This window comes from Pseudomonas sp. FSL L8-0168, assembly GCF_037976155.1.
GTDB lineage: Bacteria > Pseudomonadota > Gammaproteobacteria > Pseudomonadales > Pseudomonadaceae > Aquipseudomonas > Aquipseudomonas paracarnis.
Window position 1 is genome coordinate 5,273,532 of the sequence record NZ_CP150262.1, and the last position, 19,257, is coordinate 5,292,788.

Genomic DNA, 19,257 nt, shown 5'->3' on the forward strand with positions numbered 1-19,257 from the left:
AAATTCCCGGCCTCATTCATCAGAGGTTGGGAATTCATGCCCTTTACACTTCAAAGAACCGCAATCGTCATCGGCCTGGCAGTGGCCGCGAGTTTTCAGCCCGCCCACGCGCGAGGCGATATCGAATACAAGCCCTATGAGAACCATCCCTACGACGCCACCGACTATAGCGGGGCGTTTATACCCAAGTTCGAAGCGCCGCCCATTCCACCGCCCTTCGACGGATTCCTCACCCAGCAGGCCACTTCGCACAACGGCCTGCAGGTCGCCAAGGTGCTGGAGCCGGCAGTGATTCAACTGGTGGCCTCCGGCGAGTTGGACTCGGAAGACCTCAAGGAGCTGCAAAAATCACTTGAGCAATTGAGCAAGCAACCCGGAGGGGTCGGCGCAGCCCTTGAGCAACTGGCCGCCAGCCAAAACGCCAACCTGGCCACCGCAACCCAGGCCACCACCCAGCACCTGAGCCGCCAATTGCTCGCCACCCTGCGCACACTGCCTACTGACGACGACGGCCACTTCTGGGTGCAAGGCCTGGGCAACGGCGGCAGCCTAGACGCACAACACGGCAGCGCCGGCTTGAAGCACGATACCCAAGGCCTGTTGCTGGGCGCCGACTGGGCGCTCGACCATGCCTGGCGGGTGGGTGTCATGGGCGCCAAGACCTCCAGCCACTTCGATGCCCCGCGTTATGCCGCCAACCTGGACAGCTGGCACTTGGGCGGCTACGCCGTGCGCCAGGACGGCCCCTTCGCCCTGCGCCTGGGGGCGATCTACAGCAACCATGCCGGGCAGAACAAACGCAGCGTCAGCCTGCTCAATTACCACGACTCGCTCAAAAGCAAATACAACGCCAGCAGCCAGACACTGTTCTCCGAACTCGGCTATCAATTGGGCAGCGGTGATTCCACTGTCGAACCCTTCGTCGGCCTCGGCTACCAACGCTATCAGCGCGACCGTTTCAAAGAGAGCGGCGGCGTAACCGCATTGAACGTCGGCCCACAAACCCAGCGAAACTTGAACAGCACCTTTGGCCTGCGCCTGGCAACGCTGTATCGCTTCGACAACAACATGAGCCTCACGCCTCACCTAAGTACGAGCTGGAAGCACCTGTATGGCGACGTCAATAGCCAGGTCCGCCAAACCTCGCGCTATGCGCCAGGCCTGATCGACGGTTACACCATCACTGGCACCGCCCTGGACCGCGATAGCTTTGACTTGCAAGCAGGCCTGGACCTTGCCTTGTCCACCCAACACAGCGTCGGCCTGACCTATACCAGCCAAGCCGGCAACCATGGCCACGACCAAGGCCTGATGGGCCAGTGGAAAATGAGCTTCTAAGCCCGGGAACGCCTGAATTTCAGGCGAAAAAAAAGGGGAGCACCTGCCCCCCCGAGGATTAAACGTCAGTCTCGAAGGCTGTGATCAGCCTTCGATCTCAATCAGGATTTCGCCAGGATTCACCCGGTCGCCCTTGGCCACATGTACAGCGCTCACCTTGCCGGCAATCGCTGCCTGCACTTCGGTTTCCATCTTCATGGCTTCGGTAATCAGCACGGCCTGGCCGGCCTTGACCACGTCGCCGACCTTGACCAGCACATCGACGATATTGCCCGGCATCGCCGTGCTGACATGGCCCGGTTCGGTGGCATGCTTGCGCTTGCTGCCGCCGCTGCTGACAAACTCGTTGAGCGGTTCGAACACCACTTCTTCCGGCATGCCGTCGATGGACAGGTAGAAGTGACGCTTGCCTTCGGCCTTCACGCCGACACCGGTGATATCCACGCGGTAGCTTTCGCCGTGCACGTCGATAACGAATTCGGTCGGTACGCCTTCGCCGCCAGCACGGGCCATGCCGCCCGCTTCAGGGATCGGCAACAGCACTTCAGGAGCCAAGGTGCCGGCGTCGCGCTCTTCGAGGAACTTGCGCCCGATGTCCGGGAACATGGCGTAGGTCAGCACGTCTTCTTCGGACTTGGCCAATGCGCCGATTTCACCGCGCAGCTTGGTCATTTCCGGCTTGAGCAAATCCGCCGGGCGCACGTCGATCACGTCTTCGCTGCCGATGGCCTGGCGGCGCAGTTTTTCGTTCACCGTGCCCGGCGCCTTGCCGTAACCGCCTTGCAGATAGAGCTTCACTTCGTTGGTGATGGTCTTGTAGCGCTCACCGGCCAGCACGTTGAAGAACGCCTGGGTACCGACGATCTGCGAGGTCGGCGTTACCAGCGGCGGGAAGCCAAGGTCTTCACGCACTCGTGGAATCTCGGCCAACACTTCGCTCATGCGGTTAAGAGCGCCCTGCTCTTTGAGCTGGTTGGCCAGGTTGGAGATCATCCCGCCCGGCACCTGGTTGACTTGCACACGGGTGTCGACGGCGGTGAATTCGCTCTCGAACTGGTGGTACTTCTTGCGCACGGCATAGAAGTACAGGCCGATCTCTTGCAGCAGTTCCAGGTCGAGGCCGGTGTCGAACTCGCTGCCTTTAAGGGCCGCTACCATCGACTCGGTGCCCGGATGGCTGGTGCCCCAGGCAAAGCTGGAGATGGCCGTGTCGATATGGTCGGCACCGTTTTCGATGGCCTTGAGTTGGCACATCGCGGCCAGACCGGCGGTGTCGTGGGAGTGGATGAAGATCGGCAGATTCTGCTCGGCTTTGAGTGCCTTGACCAGTTCGCCAGTGGCGTAGGGCGTGAGCAGGCCGGCCATGTCCTTGATCGCGATGGAGTCGCAGCCCATGGCTTCCAATTGCTTGGCCTGGGCCACGAACGCTTCCACGGTATGCACTGGGCTGGTGGTGTAGGCGATGGTGCCTTGTGCATGTTTGCCAGCGGCCTTGACCGCTTCAATGGCCACGCGCAGGTTACGCACATCGTTCATCGCATCGAAAATGCGGAACACGTCGATACCGTTGACCGCCGCCTTGGCCACGAAGGCCTTGACCACGTCGTCGCTGTAATGGCGGTAGCCCAGCAGGTTCTGGCCGCGCAGCAGCATTTGAAGGCGCGTGTTAGGCAGTGCGGCGCGCAGTTGGCGCAGGCGCTCCCACGGGTCTTCCTTGAGGAAGCGCACACAGGCGTCGAAGGTTGCGCCGCCCCAGACTTCCAGGGACCAGTAGCCGACTTTGTCGAGCTTGTCGCAGATCGGCAGCATGTCGTCGGTGCGCATGCGGGTGGCCAGCAACGATTGGTGGGCGTCGCGCAGGATGGTGTCGGTTACGAAGATCTTCTTGCTCATTGTTATATTCCTCACAGGCCTGCGTGGGCGGCGATGGCGGCGGCGATGGCCAGGGCCAGCTCTTCGGGTTTGCGCTTGATCGAGTAGTTGGTCAGCTCAGGGTGGCTTTCCACAAAGCTTGTATTGAACTGGCCGCTACGGAATTCCGGGTTGCGCAAGATTTCCTGGTAGTAGGCGGCGGTCGTCTTCACGCCTTGCAGGCGCATGTCGTCCAGGGCACGCAGGCCGCGGTCCATGGCTTCTTCCCAGGTCAACGCCCACACCACCAGTTTCAGGCACATGGAGTCGTAGAACGGCGGGATGGTGTAACCGGTGTAGATCGCCGTGTCAGTCCGCACGCCGGGACCGCCGGGGGCGTAGTAACGGGTGATCTTGCCGAAGCTTGGGAGGAAGTTGTTCTTCGGGTCTTCGGCGTTGATACGAAACTGCAACGCGAAACCCCGGTGCTGGATGTCTTCCTGCTTGACCGACAACGGCAGGCCGGAGGCGATGCGGATTTGCTCGCGAACGATATCGATGCCGGTGATTTCTTCGGTGATGGTGTGTTCCACCTGCACCCGCGTGTTCATCTCCATGAAGTACACCTCGCCCTCGGCGAGCAGGAACTCCACGGTACCGGCGTTCTCGTAGCCCACAGCCTTGGCCGCGCGCACCGACAGGTCGCCGATGTAGGCGCGCTGTTCGGGGGTCAGCTGTGGGCTGGGGGCAATTTCGATCAGCTTCTGGTTGCGACGCTGGATCGAGCAATCACGCTCGAACAGGTGCACCACGTTGCCAAAGCTGTCACCGAGGATCTGCGCCTCGATGTGCTTGGGATTGACGATGCATTTTTCCAGGAACACTTCCGCCGAACCGAAGGCCTTGGTGGCTTCGGAAATCACGCGGGGGAAGGCTTGCTCGAGTTCTTCGCGACTGTTGCAACGACGAATGCCACGGCCGCCACCACCGGAGGTGGCCTTGAGCATCACCGGGTAACCGATACGGTCGCCTTCGGTGAGGGCTTCATGGATGTCGGCAACGTTGCCTTCGGTGCCCGGCGTGACTGGCACACCGGCCTTGATCATGCTGCGGCGCGCTTCGGTCTTGTCGCCCATGCGGCGAATCACTTCTGCCGACGGGCCGATGAACTTGATGCCGCGCTCGGCACAGATATCTGCCAATTCGGCGTTTTCCGACAGGAAGCCGTAGCCGGGGTGTAGCGCATCGCAGCCGGTTTCCACCGCCAGGTTCACCAGCTTGCGCGGGTTCAGGTAACCGGCCAGTGGCTCGGCACCGATGCTGTGGGCTTCGTCGGCACGCTTGACGTGCAACGCGTGGCGGTCGGCGTCCGAATAAACCGCGACCGAGCGAATGCCCATCTCGGCGCAGGCACGCACGATTCGTACGGCAATTTCACCACGGTTGGCGATCAGGATCTTTTTTATCACTTGGAAATTCCCTTGAGCCGATTGCTGCGTTCTTCGACCCGCTTGAGGCGGGTCGGCGCGTGACCAAATGTTTCATGACAGTCGCGAGACACACACTATGCGCACAGGAGAATTAACAAAAATCAATAATTATTGGGTTGTGTATAAGTAAAGACTTATAGTTGGCCGGACGACCGAAGAGCCAAGGGCTTATAAAATGCGTAAGTCATTGATGCGTATGACATTGCGTCAATTGCAGATCTTCAATGAAGTGTGTGATTTGCGTTCCTACAGCCGTGCCGCCGAGGAAATGTCACTCACCCAACCGGCGGTCAGCCTGCAAATTCGCCAGCTGGAAGAACTGGTCGGCCAGCCGCTGTTCGACTATGTCGGCAAAAAACTCTACATGACCGAGGCCGCCGAAGCCTTGCAACGGGCCAGCCGCGATATTTTCGGGCGCCTGGAAAACCTCGATATGCAGCTGTCGGACATGCAGGGTTCACTGCAAGGCCAACTGAAACTGGCGGTGGAGTCCAGCGCCAAGTATTTCGTGCCGCACCTGTTCGCCGCCTTCAAGCGCCAGCATCCGGAAGTGCAATTGCAGCTCACGGTGGTCAACCGTGCCCAGGTAATCCGCCGGCTCTCGGACAACCGTGATGACCTGGTGATCATGTCCATGGTGCCCCAGGACATGGGCCTGGAGTTCCTGCCGTTTCTCAACAACCCGATTGTGGCCGTGGCATTGCCGGATCATCCCTTGAGCCTGCAAGGGCCGCTGCGCCTGCAAGACCTGGAGCCTTATACCCTGCTCATCCGCGAACCGGGCTCTGGCACGCGGCTGGCCTGCGAAGAATACTTCAAGGAAAAACGCGTGCACTTCACCCAAACGGTAGAGGTGGCCTCGGCGGAGGCGCAGCGTGAGTGTGTGGCGGCAGGGTTGGGCGTGGCCCTGCTGACGCGCCACGCCTTGAACCTGGAGCTGGCCACCGGCGGGCTCAAGGAGCTGCCGGTGGAAGAACTGCCGCTGTACCGCAGTTGGTGCCTGGTGCAGGCCAAGGCTAAACGCCTGTCACCGGTGGCCCATGCGTTCCTGGGCTTTATTCGCAGCGAACGGGTGCAGATCAGCGCGTTGGCTGAGCGTTTCGCTGGGCAGCCACGGGTGCCTGCCAATGCAGTTCCGGGTAGTCACTGATGCTCTGGAGCAACTGGCGCTCCTCGCAACGGTCTTCGATGGCGCGACGGAACGCCATGCGGCGCTGGTCTTCCTGCTGACGACGGGTCTTGACGGTGCTGTTGCTGTCTTCGTAGGGCCGGGTCATTTGGAGTCTCCCAATGCGAGTACGGGGAGTACAGGATGGGCGCGGGGGATGACGGTTTGGCGGCGCGGGGGTTACAGGATGATGAATCTTGCGAAGCTGGCGCAAATCCATGTGGGAGCTGGCTTGCCTGCGATGGCGGTGTATCAGGCAATGAAGAGGGTAACTGGCAGACCGCTATCGCAGGCAAGCCAGCTCCCACAGACCCTCAGTCGTCGAGGGCTTTGACGGATTTTGGCGAGAGGCGAAGGCTGCGCAAACTGCGCTTCACGCTCTTGAGGTGGTTGACCAGGCTCGGGCCACGGGCCATGGCCACGCCCATCGCCAACACGTCGATGACCACCAGGTGGGCAATGCGCGAGGTCAGCGGCGTGTAGATTTCGGTGTCTTCATGCACGTCGATCGCCAGGTTCACCGTGGAGAGCTCCGCCAATGGCGTCTGGCTTGGGCACAGGGTGATCAACGACGCACCGCTCTCACGCACCAGGTTGGCGGTGATCAGCAGGTCTTTGGAACGACCTGATTGGGAAATGCAGATGGCCACGTCTGTGGGCTTCAAGGTCACCGCCGACATCGCCTGCATGTGCGGGTCGCTGTAGGCCGCGGCGGTCAGCAGCAGGCGGAAGAACTTGTGCTGGGCATCGGCCGCCACCGCGCCGGACGCACCGAAGCCGTAGAACTCGACGCGCTGGGCCTGGGACATCGCGGTCACGGCCTTTTGCAGCTCCACCGGGTCGAGCTTCTCGCGCACTTCCATCAAGGTGTGCAAGGTGGTGTCAAAGATTTTCAGGCTGTAGTCGGCGACGGAGTCGTCTTCATGGATTGCAAACTGGCCGAAGCTCGCACCAGCAGCCAGGCTTTGCGCCAGCTTGAGTTTCAGATCCTGAAACCCGGAGCACCCAATGGCGCGACAGAAGCGCACGATGGTCGGCTCACTGATGCCCACGCTGTGGGCCAGGTCGGCCATGGAACTGTGCATCACGGCCGCAGGGTCAAGCAGCACATGATCGGCAACCTTGAGTTCCGATTTGCGTAACAGGTGGCGCGACTGGGCGATATGTTGCAACAGGTTCAAAGGGCAGGACTCTTGTTATTGGCAGGCGCCAGGGATGTAGCAAGCTTGTAGTTATACTACAAGAATTGTCGTTTTGCCCGTGTGATGCATCACTAAATCGCCCTACTCCCCCCTGATTCAGCGGGCAGGCGCTATGTAGCCATAAAGGCGGCCTACGCTGCGCTAAGAAAAATCTGCATTTTTACGTAACAAATCTGCCAGCCCCTCGGCCCGCATGGGCGGGCTGATCAGGTAACCCTGTACCTCGTCACACTGCTCGCCGCGCAGGAAATCCAGCTGCTGCTGATCCTCCACGCCTTCGGCCACTACCTTGAGCGCCAACCCGTGAGCCATGGCGATGATCGCACGGGTGATCGCCGCATCTTCGCGTCCCTGACCAAGCCCGCGAATAAAGGCCTGGTCGATCTTTACGTAGTCCACCGGGATGCGTTTGAGGTAGCTGAGGGATGAGTAACCGGTGCCAAAGTCGTCGATGGCCAGCTTCACCCCCAGGTCACGCAGTTGCTGGAAGGTGGCGATGATGTGTTCAACGCTGTCGAGCAACTGGCTTTCGGTCAGTTCCAGCTCCAGGTATTGCGGGTCCAGTGCGGTTTCTTCCAGCACTTGGCGTACCAGGCTGACCAGCTTGCCCTGGCGCAGCTGATGCACCGACAAGTTGACCGACACGCGAATCGGCGCCAGCCCCTGACGCTGCCATTCGCAGGCCTGCCAGCAGGCCTGGCGCAGCACAAACTCGCCCAACGGCACGATCAAGCCGGTTTCTTCCGCCAAACCGATAAAGTCGCTCGGCGGCACCATGCCCCACTGCGGATGCTCCCAGCGGACCAACGCCTCGGCAGCCTTCAGCTTTCCCGTCGCCAGGCACAGCTTGGGTTGGTAAAACACCGTGAGCTGACGCTCGTCGATGGCTTTGCGCAGGTGGTTTTCCAGCTGCAAACGCTCCAGGGTGCTGGCTTGCAGGCTGTCGGTGAAGAACTGGAAATTATTCCCGCCCAAATGCTTGGCGTGCTGCATCGCCATATTCGCCTGGCTGACCAGTGCAGAAATTTCCCGTGCGTTATCCGGCAACAGGCTGACGCCCATCGAGGCGCTGACCACCAGTTCATGCCCCTCCACATTCACCGGCACGCGCAATTTCGCCAGCAGCCGGGTCGCCACCCGCGCCAGGCTCGATAGGTTGCCATAGGCGTCAAACAACACGGCGAATTCATCACCGGACAGGCGCGCAATGGTGTCGGCCTCCGGCAGCGCGTTGATCAAGCGTCGCGCCATTTTCTGCAGCAGTTGGTCGGCCACTTCATGGCCCAGGCTGTCATTAAGCAATTTGAAGCGGTCGAGGTTGATATGCAGCAGCGCAAGGCTGCGACCGCCTTGGCGCACGCGCTGGTGAGCCTCGCGCAGCCGTTCGCGAAACAGCGAACGGTTGGCCAGGCCCGTCAACTCGTCGTAGTGGGTGAGGTAGCGCATGCGCTCCTCCGACTCGCGCCGGGCGGACAGATCGGCGAAGAAGCCTACGATATGACTGACGTTTCCCCGCACATCGCGCACCACGTTCAGTTGTAGCCACTGCGGGTACAGTTCGCCGTTCTTGCGCGTCTCCACCAATTCGCCCTGCCAGGTGCCATGGCTGAGCAATGCCTGGCGGATCAGCGGGAAGTGGCGCCGCGCATCGCGACTGCAGGGCAGTTCCACGACGTTGCGGCCAAGCATGTCGTCGATGTCAAAGCCGGTGACGCGGCTGAACGCCTGGTTCACGGCGATCAGCGCGTAGTTCGGGTCGAGGATCACAATGCCTTCGCTGGCCGCCTCGAACACCGTCGAAGCCAGGCGTTGCTGCTCTTCTACGGCCTTGCTGGCACTGATATCGCGACGCGTGCCCAGCATACGGATAACGCGGCCACTGGGCGTGCGCTCCACGGCGCGCCCGCGGTCTTCGATCCACACCCAATGCCCATCGCCATGACGTATCCGGTATTCCACCTGATAGTCCTCGCTGCGACCCTTGAGGTGCTCTACCAGCGCGTGCTTGAGCAGTGGCAGATCGTCGGGGTGCAAGCGCGGTTTGAGGTGGCTGAGCATCGCCGTGACGTATTCGGGCTCCAGGCCAAACAACTCCTTGAGTTGCGTGTGGTGGACCTCGTCGGTTTGCAGGTTCCAGTCCCACAGGCCCAGTTCACTGGCTTGCAGGGCCATGGCCAGGCGCGCTTCGCTTTTACTCAAGGCGAGGCTGGCAGCATCCAATTGCTGGCTGCGTTGCGCCACACGGTCTTGCAAGCCGACTTGGGCTTCACGCAAGTTCTGCTCCACCTCGCGGCGCTGCTCGACTTCGCGCACCAGGTCTTGGTTCAACTGCTCACTGCGTTGCTGCGCCTGCTGTAAATGCTCGATCAGGGCCTGGTTCTGGAAACGGCGCAACAACCCGCGCTGGATCAGGCGGTTGACCTGCCACGCCACCAGGCTCAGGGACGCCAGCAGGATCAGCCCGAGCACGCCCCAGCCTTGTTGCTGCGGTGTGCCATTCCAGAACAGGTAGACGATGGCCGGCACCAGGCACGGCAAGGCAAACGACAGGTAGGCCCAAAAGCTCACGGCATAGGCAACGCTGGCCGACAAGGTGGCGGCGCCGATCAGGCCAAACACCCAGGCTTGATGCATGAAACTGTCCGTGGGCACCAGGGCAATGGCCGCAGCCGAGAGGGTCAGGCCACTGACCGCCGAGCCGAGCATGAACATACGGCGCCACACGGGCTGGGCCTGCCGGCTGGGCATGGCCGAGTCAAAGGCCGCTACTTGAATCACGCGCATCGCCACCAGGGCCAGCAGCCAGAGCAGCCAGACGCTGTCCAGCAGGTATTGATTGGGGTTCCACAGCAACCAGGCGCAGACCAGGCCGTTGACCAGCATCAGCAGCGTCGGCAGCAACGAGCCCTGATAGAGCAGGCGCGTGCGCTCAACCGCGATTTGGGTTGCATAGTGTTTACGGATGACCTGTGCTGGGGCCGGCGAGGGGCCAAACAGGTCGGTGCTAAGGGTCATAGGCGGTGTTCTTATAATGGTGAGCCCGAAACGTCGACGGAGCATACACAAGCAAGCGCCTGGGCCAAACTGCTACAAGTCATAAAAAACCTGCTGCGATTGGCCGCAAACCTTTGGTCCAGACCGCTTGAGCAAGACACGGCACGGGTTGCGGCCGATGACCAACCGGTCATCACCCCCGTCAGAATGTTCGCCGCGTCGCTAGCCTGCAGGCGTTTTGCATCGACCATCCGGCATTGGGATTTGCCCAGGCCCCCCAAGGCCCATAGAATGCGTCGATGCGCGATGATCTCTCTCTTTTGCTGAACTCCCTCAACGATGCCCAACGCCAGGCCGTAGCGGCCCCCGTTGGCCGTCAGTTGGTCCTGGCCGGTGCTGGCTCCGGTAAAACCCGAGTGCTGGTGCACCGTATCGCCTGGTTGATCCAGGTCGAAAACGCGTCCCCGCATTCCATCCTGTCGGTGACCTTCACCAACAAGGCCGCTGCCGAGATGCGTCATCGCATCGAGCAGTTGATGGGCATCAGCCCGGCCGGCATGTGGGTAGGCACTTTCCACGGCCTGGCACACCGCCTGTTGCGGGCGCATTGGCAGGAAGCGGGGCTGAGCCAGACCTTCCAGATTCTCGACAGCGACGACCAGCAACGCCTGGTCAAGCGCGTGATCCGCGAACTGGGCCTGGACGAACAACGCTGGCCGGCGCGTCAGGCGCAGTGGTTTATCAACGGCCAGAAAGACGAGGGCCTGCGCCCGCAACATATCCAGGCCAGCGGCGACCTGTTCCTGGCCACCATGCGCAGCATTTATGAGGCCTATGAAGCGGCCTGCGTGCGCGCCGGCGTCATCGACTTCTCCGAACTGCTGCTGCGTGCCCTCGACCTGTGGCGCGACAACCCCGGTTTGCTGGCCCATTACCAGAAACGCTTCCGCCATATCCTGGTGGACGAGTTCCAGGACACCAACGCCGTGCAGTACGCCTGGTTGCGCCTGCTGGCCAAGGGCGGCGACAGCCTGATGGTGGTGGGCGATGACGACCAGTCGATCTACGGCTGGCGCGGCGCGAAAATCGAGAACATCTACCAGTATTCCGAAGACTTCCCGGACGCGGTGACCATCCGCCTGGAGCAGAATTACCGCTCCACCGCCGGGATCCTCAAGGCGGCCAACGCCTTGATCGCCAACAACACCGGGCGCCTGGGCAAAGAGTTGTGGACCGACGGCGGGGAAGGCGAAGCGATCAACCTGTACGCGGCGTTCAATGAGCACGATGAAGCGCGCTATGTGGTGGAAACCATCGAAAGCGCACTGAAAACCGGCCTGGCCCGTAGCGATATCGCGATTCTGTACCGTTCCAACGCCCAATCGCGGGTGCTGGAAGAAGCGTTGCTGCGCGAGCGCATCCCCTACCGCATCTATGGCGGCCAGCGCTTCTTCGAACGTGCCGAAATCAAGAACGCCATGGCCTACCTGCGTTTGCTTGAGGGCCGTGGTAACGATGCGGCGCTGGAGCGGGTGATCAATATCCCGGCGCGTGGCATTGGCGAGAAAACCGTTGAAGCGATCCGCGACCATGCGCGCCATGCCGATGTGTCGATGTGGGAAGCCATGCGCTTGCTGATCGCCAACAAAGGCCTGACTGGCCGTGCTGCCGGGGCGTTGGGGGTGTTTGTCGAGCTGATCGAGAACCTGGCCGCCAAGTGCGCAGAGATGCCACTGCACCTGATGACTCAGACCGTGATCGAGCAGTCCGGGCTGATCGCCTATCACGAAGCGGAAAAGGGCGAGAAAGGCCAGGCCCGGGTAGAAAACCTTGAGGAACTGGTCAGCGCTGCTCGTGCGTTCGAAAACACCGAGGACGACGAAGAGCTGACGCCGCTCGCCGCCTTCCTGGGCCACGCCTCGCTGGAAGCCGGCGATACCCAGGCCGACGAGCATGAAGACAGCATCCAGCTGATGACCTTGCACAGCGCCAAAGGCCTGGAATTCCCTTACGTGTTCCTGGTGGGCATGGAAGAAGGCCTGTTCCCTCACAAGATGAGCCTGGAAGAACCCGGCCGCCTTGAAGAAGAACGCCGCCTGGCCTACGTGGGCATTACCCGGGCGATGCAGAACCTGGTGATGACCTACGCCGAGACCCGACGCCTGTACGGTAGCGAAACCTACAATAAGGTGTCGCGCTTCGTACGTGAGGTGCCCAAGGGGCTGATCCAGGAAGTGCGCTTGTCCAACAGCGTCAGCCGCCCGTTCGGCGGTGGCCAGCAACAGAACTCCAGCAGCATGTTTGCCGGTTCCGAAATACCGGAAACCCCGTTCAGCCTGGGCCAGCAGGTCAAGCATGCGATCTTCGGCGAAGGCGTGATCCTCAACTTCGAAGGCGCCGGCGCCCAGGCCCGGGTGCAGGTGAACTTCGCCGAGGGCAGCAAGTGGCTGATGATGGGTTACGCCAAGCTCGAAGCGGTCTGAGCTGGCCACAATAAGCCCACCATCATGAAACACTGCGTAACATGAAGATTATTGGCCCTCCCTTGTTTTAGAGGCGTGCGGGCCAATATCTGTAATTAGTCCTACAGACCCTTCGGATTTGGTCTTACGCAAAAGCCCGAAACATTATGCCGCTAGCCACTGCCACGACACCTGTGCAACATGGCGCGCGTGCAATCCACAAATGGGAATTCCCTATATGAAACGTTTTCTTAGCATCGCCATGGCGTTGTGCATCGGCCTGACGATGAGCCTCGACGCCAACGCCAAACGCTTCGGTGGCGGCAAAAGCTCGGGCGCGGCACCGACTCACCAGACCAGCCAAATGGCTCCATCCGCCGGTGCGGGCGGTGCTGCGGCTACTGCAGGCGCAGCCGGTGCCGCTGGCGCTGCTGCCAAGGCCGGCGGTGCTTCGCGCTGGCTGGGCCCACTGGCCGGCATCGCCGCCGGTGGCCTGCTCGCGTCCATGTTCATGGGCGACGGCTTCCAGGGCATGCAGATCTTCGACATCCTGATCATGGGCGTCATCGCCTTTTTGGTCTTCCGCTTTATCGCCGCCCGTCGCCGCAAGCAGCAGGAGCACCTGGCTCCAGCCGGCGCGCCGATGCAGCGTGAAGCGTTCGAACAGAAGCCTGCCATGGGTTCGATCTTCGGTGGTTCGGCAGCCCCTGCCGCCCGTCCGGTGATCAACGCACCGGCCTGGTTCAACGAAGAGCGTTTCGTCGAAGCGGCCCGCAGCCACTTCCAGTCCCTGCAACAGCATTGGGACGCCAACGAAATGGACAAGATCTCCGAGTTCGTGACCCCGCAACTGCTGGAGTTCCTCAAGCGCGAACGTGCCGAGATCGGTGACGCCTTCCAGTCGACCTACATCGACGACCTGCGCGTACAGCTCGACGGCGTGGATGATCGCGCCGACAAGACCATCGCCACCCTGACCTTCAGTGGTGTGTCGAAGTCCTCGCGTTTCGACCAGGGCGAAGTGTTCAGCGAAAGCTGGAACATGGAACGCGCCCAGGGCGACGACCAGCCATGGCTGGTCGCCGGTATCCGCCAGAACGGCTAATACCTGCGCGTTTGAGCAAGCGGTAACAAAAACCCCGGACATGTCCGGGGTTTTCTATTTCACGGTTGCACTTATAGCGAGCTACTGTATAAAACGCCCCTATAAACCGCGCCATCTAGCAAGAGGATCCCGGCCGTGGAAGAAATCATCGAACAACTGCGTGAAGCCAACGAACCGGTCCCGGTTCCTTTGGAGCTACCTGACGAAGACCTGCTGGTGGAAATCGAGGAACAACTGTTCATCGACATCCCCTTTGTCTTCCGTGAATTCTTGCTGACCGTCAGCGACGTAGTCTATGGCAGCCTGGAGCCAGTGACCGTCACCGACCCGCAGTCCCACACTTACCTGCCGGACGTTGCGGCCAACGCCTGGGATGCCGGTGTTGATCGCAGCCTGATCCCTATCTGCCAGGACGGCGACGACTACTACTGCGTCGAAGAAGACGGCACCGTGGTGTTGTGGTCCGCCGAAGAAGAATTGGTCACCGAAGAAACCTGGGAATCGGTGTGGCACTGGGCACGGGACGTCTGGCTGGAAAGCTGATACTTGATAGCTTTTGTGGCGAGGGAGCTTGCTCCCGCTGGGCTGCAAAGCAGCCCCCGCCAACGCCAGTCAGTGTTCCGTATCCTTGTGGTTGTCCAGCGTCTCCAGCAACGCAACCTGCATCCGCGTATGCACACGGATAAACCAGCGCCAGAGCACTGCAGCCACCGCCGCCGTGACCACGGCAATCAACACCAGCAACTTGTTGGTCGGCAGAATACTGGCCGACAAGGCTGCCAATAGCAGGAAGATCACCAGCAGCGACAAGAGAGGGATCAGCTCCGCAATCACCCTTCGCACACGCTGGGTATGACGCCCGGCCATCTCTGGCTTCACGCTCATCTCCGCCAGCAGCATCGACAGCGCCTTGAGCTTGCGATACGCCGCAATCAGAAACGGCAACGACACTAGCAGCGCCCCGCCCCAGATCAACGCCTTCTGCCAGCTTTGATCGCTGACCCAGCCTTCCAGATACCCACCGATGCGCCCTGCGAAAAAGCTGCCGGCAAAGAAGATTGCGATCACCAATGCCAGGTTTACCCCGACTTGCAGGATGATCTTGCGGATCATAGCGGCCAACATCGCCCCCTCGCCCTGGGGCTGAATGCTGCGCAACCATTCTCCATACATGCCGAACACTCGGCTCATTCGCGTGGGCATCAGTGCGGCGATCTTCAATGATAGCGGGTCGGCCCCGCGAATCAGGTAGGGCGTCAGCAGTGTGGTGATCGCCGAAACGGCCACCGCCACGGGATACAGAAAGTCGCTGGTGACCTGCAGGGTCATCCCCAGCGCCGCGATGATGAAAGAAAACTCGCCAATTTGTGACAGCCCCATACCAACCCGCAGCGAGGTGCGACCATCGTTGCCGGCGATAAACGCGCCCAGCCCGCACGACAGCATCTTGCCCAGCACCACGGCCACGGTGATCACCGCAATGGGCCAGGCGTATTGCAGCAGAATCTGCGGGTCGATCATCAAGCCAATCGCCACGAAGAAAATTGCGCTGAACATGTCGCGAACGGGCTCGATCAGGCTCTCGATCTTAATCAACTGGCGGGATTCAGCCATGATTGCGCCGATCAAAAAGGCTCCGAGCACCATGCTGTATTCCAACTTCACCACCAACAGGCAGAAACCGAAGCACAGCCCCAATACAGTGATCAGCAGCATCTCGTTGCTTTCAAACTTGGCCACATAAGCCAGCAGGCGCGGCACCAGCAAAATACCAATCACCAGGGCGACAATCATGAACAGCGAGAGCTTGCCGACCGTGGAGAACACCTCGCCGGAGCTGACCGTGCCACTCACCGCAATGCTCGACAGCAACGCAATGATGCCGATACCCAGGATGTCCTCCACAATCAGCACGCCGAAAATCAGCTGGGCGAACCGCTGGTCTTTCATCTTCAGGTCGTTGAGGGCCTTGACGATAATGGTGGTCGAGGAGATTGCCAGGATCGCGCCGAGGAACAGCGAGTCCATAGTGCTCCAGTCGAACCAGCGGCCGATCTCGTAGCCGATCCAGATCATCAACACGATTTCCAGGAACGCCGCGATAAACGCCGTGGCCCCTACCTTGAATAGCTTGCGCAGGCTGAATTCCAGGCCCAGGCAGAACATCAGGAAGATGACCCCCAGCTCCGCCAGGGTCTTGATCGTGTCTTCATCGTGGATCAGGCCAAACGGCGGGGTGTGGGGGCCGATAATGAAGCCGGCAACGATGTAGCCCAGCACCACCGGCTGCTTGAAGCGGTGAAACAGGATAGTGACCACCCCTGCCACCAGCATGATCACGGCCAAGTCCTGGATAAAGCTGATGGCGTGCATGGCGAGGGGCTCCTTGAGGGTGCCGGCGCTTTTCCCACTTCTGGCCGCGCCTTTGAAGGGTCGGAAAAGTCTGCCTTGATCGTAAGAAAAGCCCTGAGAAGGGCTTTTGAAGGGTAACACCGCGACTTCTGCTGGAAAGCCGGTGCAATATATGGAAACAGATCGCTGCGCGCGTGACGGCAAGCCGCCTGACGGCGTCCCGTTAGGGATGGCGCTGCAAAGACTTTGAGTACCCGCAGAGGTGCCTCCCCCCAACCAATGCCTACAACCCGTGAGTGTGCTATGGAACCCGGAAACGCCCAGCTGTCGATGACGGTACTGATGACCCCTGACATGGCCAACTTCTCTGGCAATGTGCACGGCGGCACGCTGCTCAAGTACCTCGACGAAGTGGCCTACGCCTGCGCCAGCCGTTATGCCGGTCGTTATGTGGTCACGCTGTCGGTGGACCAGGTGATTTTTCGCGAGCCGATTCATGTCGGTGAGCTGGTGACCTTCCTGGCGTCAGTCAACTACACCGGCAATACGTCGATGGAAGTGGGCATCAAGGTGGTGACCGAGAACATCCGTGAACGCTCGGTGCGCCATACCAACAGCTGCTTCTTCACCATGGTGGCCGTGGACGACCAGCGCAAACCTGCCGCCGTACCGCCCTTGCAGCCGCAGAACAGCGAGGACAAGCGCCGCTTTGTGCAGGCTCAGCAACGTCGGCAGATTCGCCAGGAACTGGAAAAGCGCTACCGGGAAATCAAAGCCGACGCGCCGTAAACTCCAAGCGGCGAATCAACTCAAAAAAATGTGAGAGCGGGCTTGCCCGCGATAGCAGTGGTTCAGTCGACATCGCTTTGACTGAGATACCGCCATCGCGGGCAAGCCCGCTCCCACATTGGGTTTTGTGTGCTTACAGGCTGATCGGTGTAGCTTCGAAGCGCACACGAGGGTGGGCAATACGGTCCTGGGCCCGCACCAGTTCCAGTTCATAACTGGCGCAGGCCTGGGTTTCCAGCAGCACTTCATGCACGGCCGCAGCGGTGAACTCAAAAGCGGCCACCAGGCTATCCCCCAACAGTACCCGCGCCAGGAACAGCCCGGACGTCAGGTCGCCCACGCCCACTGGCTGACGCGGAAACGCCAGCAGGGGCCGACGCAAGTGCCAACTGCCGTCGGCCGTCACCAACAGCATTTCAAACCCTTCTGGCAGTTTGCCTGGGTAATCCAGGTGCTTGACCAACACAGCCTTGGGCCCGCGCGCCAGCAAGGCCTTGGCCATCGCCAGGCAATCGAACAGCGATTGCGGCTTGCGCCCGGCAAAACTGTCCAGCTCCAGTTGGTTGGGGCACAGGAAGTCCGCCATGGCGGCAGCCTCATCCAAGAGGAAATCGCTGACCTCCTGCGGCACGATGCAACCCTTTTCCGGGTGGCCCATCACCGGGTCGCACAGGTACAGCGCCTTGGGGTTGATCGCCTTGATGCGCGCCACACCGCTGAGGATGGCACGGCCCTGGCCTGCACTGCCCAGGTACCCGGACAGCACCGCATCACAGTTGCCCAGCTCGCCAATCGCGGCAATACCCTCCACCAGCGCAGGAATTTGCAGCGGCGCCAACACTTCGCCCGCCCACTGTCCATACTGTGTGTGGTTGGAAAACTGCACCGTGTTGAGCGGCCAGACATTCACCCCGACCCGCTGCATGGGGAACACGGCGGCGCTGTTTCCGGCGTGGCCGAAGACCACATGAGACTGGATCGCAAGCAGGTGAGGTGTACGTTTCATGCGGGAGATTTCCGTAAAACCGTTGAATTTCTGGCCGAGCAGTATGCGACTAAACGCAGCCTGTACGACAGACCGGCGACACAGTTAAGCTGCGCTCACTTTGTTGGAGTTCATGGAATGCTGACCCTGGGAAACATCTTCGTCTTGATGCTGCTGGCCACCGGCGCCGCCTGGGTTTGGCACAACCACGGCTTGCGTGAACGGGCGTTGGCGCGGGTCAAGCAGCATTGCGCCAAGCTCGATATCGAGCTGCTCGACGGTGCCGTGGCGCTCAAACGCATCGGTTTCGTCAAGGATGCCAATGGCCGCCGACGCCTGGCGCGCATCTATAATTTCGAGTTTACGGTGACCGGCGAAACCCGGCATGCCGGGGTCATCACCCAATTCGGCGCCCACAGCGCGCAGATCGAACTGGCGCCCTACCCGTTCGAAACCAAGGAGCCGCTGCCCAGCGCCGAGATCATCGAATTGAGCCAGTGGCGCCAGGACCACGCCAGCAAGAAACATCAGTAACGGCAGGCTGCCAGGGCGCTTTGCAATGCGGCCACGTCCTGTGGTGCGCTGAAGATCAACTCAACACGTGAATCGCGCCGCCAAGCGCTGGGTTGCCAGTGCAGTGGGCTGTCATCCACAGCGTTGGCGGACACCCAGCCGTCAACGCTGTGGATAACCAATTTGGCACGGCGCCAGTCGATACTCGATAGCCACTGATGCAGACGGCTGACATCGAATCGCTGGCTTGGGTGCCAGCGCCAGCCAATGCTCCAGCCGCCCTCCTGGCTCTGGCTCAAACAGATCGGCAGCCCAGGGTCGCTCCAGATCGCCGGCATTTGCCCCACTGCTTCAGGCACCGCAAAGTTATCCACAGCGCTTTGGGCCTGTGCCTTCAAACCGGGCAACCGATTAAGTGGCAATTGCGCCTGGCGTGTCCAATGGAGCGGGCAATCGGGTAATTGCGCTTCAATCGCCTGACGTTGCGTAGCAGTCAGCGTCTCGTCCTTGTTCAGCACCAGCAGGCCGGCACTGGTCAACGCCTCCTGCTGTGCCTGGGGCAACGGCCTGCCCGCCGCCAACGCCTGGGCATCGAGTACCAGCACACAAGGCTGCACGGCCAGCACGTTTTGCCATGGCGCCTGCCGCAGTTGCTTGAGCAATTGCGCCGGATGGCCCAGGCCTGAGGGTTCAATAAACAGCCGGTCCGGCTTAGCCTTACGCAACAAGCGGCCCAGCCCTACCTGGAACGGTGCGCCGTTCACACAACACAAACAGCCGCCTGCCACCTCGCCCAGGGCGATACCGTCATCGTCTTGGGTGAGTAAGGCTGCATCCAGGCCGATCTGGCCGAACTCGTTGATCAGCACCGCCCAGCGCTCGTTGGCCGGGCGCTGGGCAAGCAGGTGCTTGATCAGGCTGGTCTTGCCGGCGCCCAATGGCCCGGCAATCACATGGGTAGGAATGTTCTGCAGCATAAGAGGCATGGTTCAGGTCGTGTAGAGCGTT

At 60.8% G+C, this 19,257-nt stretch carries 15 protein-coding genes; 7 read left to right on the plus strand and 8 right to left on the minus strand.

Annotated features, from left to right (window positions below; translation table 11 throughout):
• Positions 1 to 36 precede the first annotated feature (36 nt).
• Positions 37 to 1,338 (plus strand): autotransporter outer membrane beta-barrel domain-containing protein, encoded by a 1,302-nt coding sequence (locus MHH62_RS24305; protein WP_339232063.1) that lies wholly within the window; start codon positions 37 to 39, stop codon positions 1,336 to 1,338.
• Between the two features lie 84 nt (positions 1,339 to 1,422).
• Here MHH62_RS24305 and oadA read toward each other — a convergent pair whose 3' ends face one another.
• Together oadA and MHH62_RS24315 are read right to left on the minus strand one after the other, a co-directional pair.
• Positions 1,423 to 3,231 (minus strand): sodium-extruding oxaloacetate decarboxylase subunit alpha, encoded by a 1,809-nt coding sequence (gene oadA / locus MHH62_RS24310; RefSeq protein WP_339232064.1) that lies wholly within the window; start codon positions 3,229 to 3,231, stop codon positions 1,423 to 1,425.
• Between the two features lie 11 nt (positions 3,232 to 3,242).
• The gene (locus MHH62_RS24315; RefSeq protein ID WP_003195732.1) at positions 3,243 to 4,658 is read right to left on the minus strand and encodes an acetyl-CoA carboxylase biotin carboxylase subunit; all 1,416 of its coding nucleotides are present in this window, start codon (positions 4,656 to 4,658) and stop codon (positions 3,243 to 3,245) included.
• A 196-nt stretch (positions 4,659 to 4,854) separates the two neighbouring features.
• On the opposite strand from MHH62_RS24315, the gene MHH62_RS24320 reads away from it, so the two are divergent.
• Positions 4,855 to 5,829, plus strand: coding sequence for a LysR family transcriptional regulator (locus MHH62_RS24320; protein ID WP_014720552.1), 975 nt, complete (start codon positions 4,855 to 4,857; stop codon positions 5,827 to 5,829).
• Here MHH62_RS24320 and MHH62_RS24325 read toward each other — a convergent pair.
• The 3 genes from MHH62_RS24325 to MHH62_RS24335 all read right to left on the minus strand — a co-directional run bounded on the left by MHH62_RS24325 (position 5,759) and on the right by MHH62_RS24335 (position 10,064).
• Positions 5,759 to 5,956 (minus strand): hypothetical protein, encoded by a 198-nt coding sequence (locus MHH62_RS24325; RefSeq protein WP_020302818.1) that lies wholly within the window; start codon positions 5,954 to 5,956, stop codon positions 5,759 to 5,761. The genes MHH62_RS24320 and MHH62_RS24325 overlap by 71 nt on opposite strands.
• A gap of 205 nt (positions 5,957 to 6,161) precedes the next feature.
• On the minus strand, positions 6,162 to 7,028 hold the full coding sequence (gene hexR / locus MHH62_RS24330) for a transcriptional regulator HexR (RefSeq protein ID WP_003177007.1): 867 nt from the start codon (positions 7,026 to 7,028) through the stop codon (positions 6,162 to 6,164).
• 162 nt (positions 7,029 to 7,190) lie between these two features.
• Positions 7,191 to 10,064, minus strand: coding sequence for an EAL domain-containing protein (locus MHH62_RS24335; protein ID WP_014720553.1), 2,874 nt, complete (start codon positions 10,062 to 10,064; stop codon positions 7,191 to 7,193).
• A gap of 278 nt (positions 10,065 to 10,342) precedes the next feature.
• Between MHH62_RS24335 and uvrD the strand changes: the two genes are divergently transcribed.
• The 3 genes from uvrD to MHH62_RS24350 all read left to right on the plus strand — a co-directional run bounded on the left by uvrD (position 10,343) and on the right by MHH62_RS24350 (position 14,153).
• Positions 10,343 to 12,526 (plus strand): DNA helicase II, encoded by a 2,184-nt coding sequence (uvrD, locus tag MHH62_RS24340; RefSeq protein ID WP_014720554.1) that lies wholly within the window; start codon positions 10,343 to 10,345, stop codon positions 12,524 to 12,526.
• Between the two features lie 217 nt (positions 12,527 to 12,743).
• Positions 12,744 to 13,610: a Tim44 domain-containing protein gene (locus tag MHH62_RS24345; protein WP_003195740.1), complete on the plus strand. Its 867-nt coding sequence runs from the start codon at positions 12,744 to 12,746 to the stop codon at positions 13,608 to 13,610.
• 135 nt (positions 13,611 to 13,745) lie between these two features.
• Entirely contained in the window at positions 13,746 to 14,153 is a 408-nt protein-coding gene (locus MHH62_RS24350) for an SMI1/KNR4 family protein (RefSeq protein WP_014720555.1), read from the plus strand.
• A gap of 69 nt (positions 14,154 to 14,222) precedes the next feature.
• On the opposite strand, the gene MHH62_RS24355 is transcribed toward MHH62_RS24350, so the two are convergent.
• Positions 14,223 to 15,983, minus strand: a complete 1,761-nt coding sequence (locus tag MHH62_RS24355) for a cation:proton antiporter (RefSeq protein WP_103452133.1) — start codon at positions 15,981 to 15,983, stop codon at positions 14,223 to 14,225.
• Between the two features lie 282 nt (positions 15,984 to 16,265).
• Between MHH62_RS24355 and MHH62_RS24360 the strand changes: the two genes are divergently transcribed.
• A complete protein-coding gene (locus tag MHH62_RS24360) occupies positions 16,266 to 16,751 on the plus strand; it encodes an acyl-CoA thioesterase (RefSeq protein ID WP_003195747.1) in 486 nt (161 codons plus the stop codon).
• Between the two features lie 133 nt (positions 16,752 to 16,884).
• Here MHH62_RS24360 and pdxY read toward each other — a convergent pair whose 3' ends face one another.
• Positions 16,885 to 17,757: a pyridoxal kinase PdxY gene (pdxY, locus tag MHH62_RS24365; RefSeq protein ID WP_020302048.1), complete on the minus strand. Its 873-nt coding sequence runs from the start codon at positions 17,755 to 17,757 to the stop codon at positions 16,885 to 16,887.
• Positions 17,758 to 17,874: 117 nt separating this feature from the next.
• Between pdxY and MHH62_RS24370 the strand changes: the two genes are divergently transcribed.
• Positions 17,875 to 18,270, plus strand: a complete 396-nt coding sequence (locus MHH62_RS24370) for a DUF3301 domain-containing protein (RefSeq protein WP_003195752.1) — start codon at positions 17,875 to 17,877, stop codon at positions 18,268 to 18,270.
• Here the strand turns inward: MHH62_RS24370 and MHH62_RS24375 are convergent.
• Positions 18,264 to 19,226 (minus strand): CobW family GTP-binding protein, encoded by a 963-nt coding sequence (locus MHH62_RS24375; RefSeq protein WP_339233041.1) that lies wholly within the window; start codon positions 19,224 to 19,226, stop codon positions 18,264 to 18,266. The genes MHH62_RS24370 and MHH62_RS24375 overlap by 7 nt on opposite strands.
• Between the last annotated feature and the right edge of the window lie 31 nt (positions 19,227 to 19,257).

Excerpts from the sequence above, each read along its gene's own strand:
- MHH62_RS24305 (WP_339232063.1), top strand. The coding sequence starts at position 37 with ATGCCCTTTACACTTCAAAGAACCGCAATCGTCATCGGCCTGGCAGTG.
- oadA (WP_339232064.1), bottom strand. The coding sequence starts at position 3,231 with ATGAGCAAGAAGATCTTCGTAACCGACACCATCCTGCGCGACGCCCAC.
- MHH62_RS24320 (WP_014720552.1), top strand. The coding sequence starts at position 4,855 with ATGCGTAAGTCATTGATGCGTATGACATTGCGTCAATTGCAGATCTTC.
- MHH62_RS24325 (WP_020302818.1), bottom strand. The coding sequence starts at position 5,956 with ATGACCCGGCCCTACGAAGACAGCAACAGCACCGTCAAGACCCGTCGT.
- MHH62_RS24335 (WP_014720553.1), bottom strand. The coding sequence starts at position 10,064 with ATGACCCTTAGCACCGACCTGTTTGGCCCCTCGCCGGCCCCAGCACAG.
- uvrD (WP_014720554.1), top strand. The coding sequence starts at position 10,343 with ATGCGCGATGATCTCTCTCTTTTGCTGAACTCCCTCAACGATGCCCAA.
- MHH62_RS24345 (WP_003195740.1), top strand. The coding sequence starts at position 12,744 with ATGAAACGTTTTCTTAGCATCGCCATGGCGTTGTGCATCGGCCTGACG.
- MHH62_RS24355 (WP_103452133.1), bottom strand. The coding sequence starts at position 15,983 with ATGCACGCCATCAGCTTTATCCAGGACTTGGCCGTGATCATGCTGGTG.
- MHH62_RS24360 (WP_003195747.1), top strand. The coding sequence starts at position 16,266 with ATGGAACCCGGAAACGCCCAGCTGTCGATGACGGTACTGATGACCCCT.
- pdxY (WP_020302048.1), bottom strand. The coding sequence starts at position 17,757 with ATGAAACGTACACCTCACCTGCTTGCGATCCAGTCTCATGTGGTCTTC.
- MHH62_RS24370 (WP_003195752.1), top strand. The coding sequence starts at position 17,875 with ATGCTGACCCTGGGAAACATCTTCGTCTTGATGCTGCTGGCCACCGGC.
- MHH62_RS24375 (WP_339233041.1), bottom strand. The coding sequence starts at position 19,226 with ATGCTGCAGAACATTCCTACCCATGTGATTGCCGGGCCATTGGGCGCC.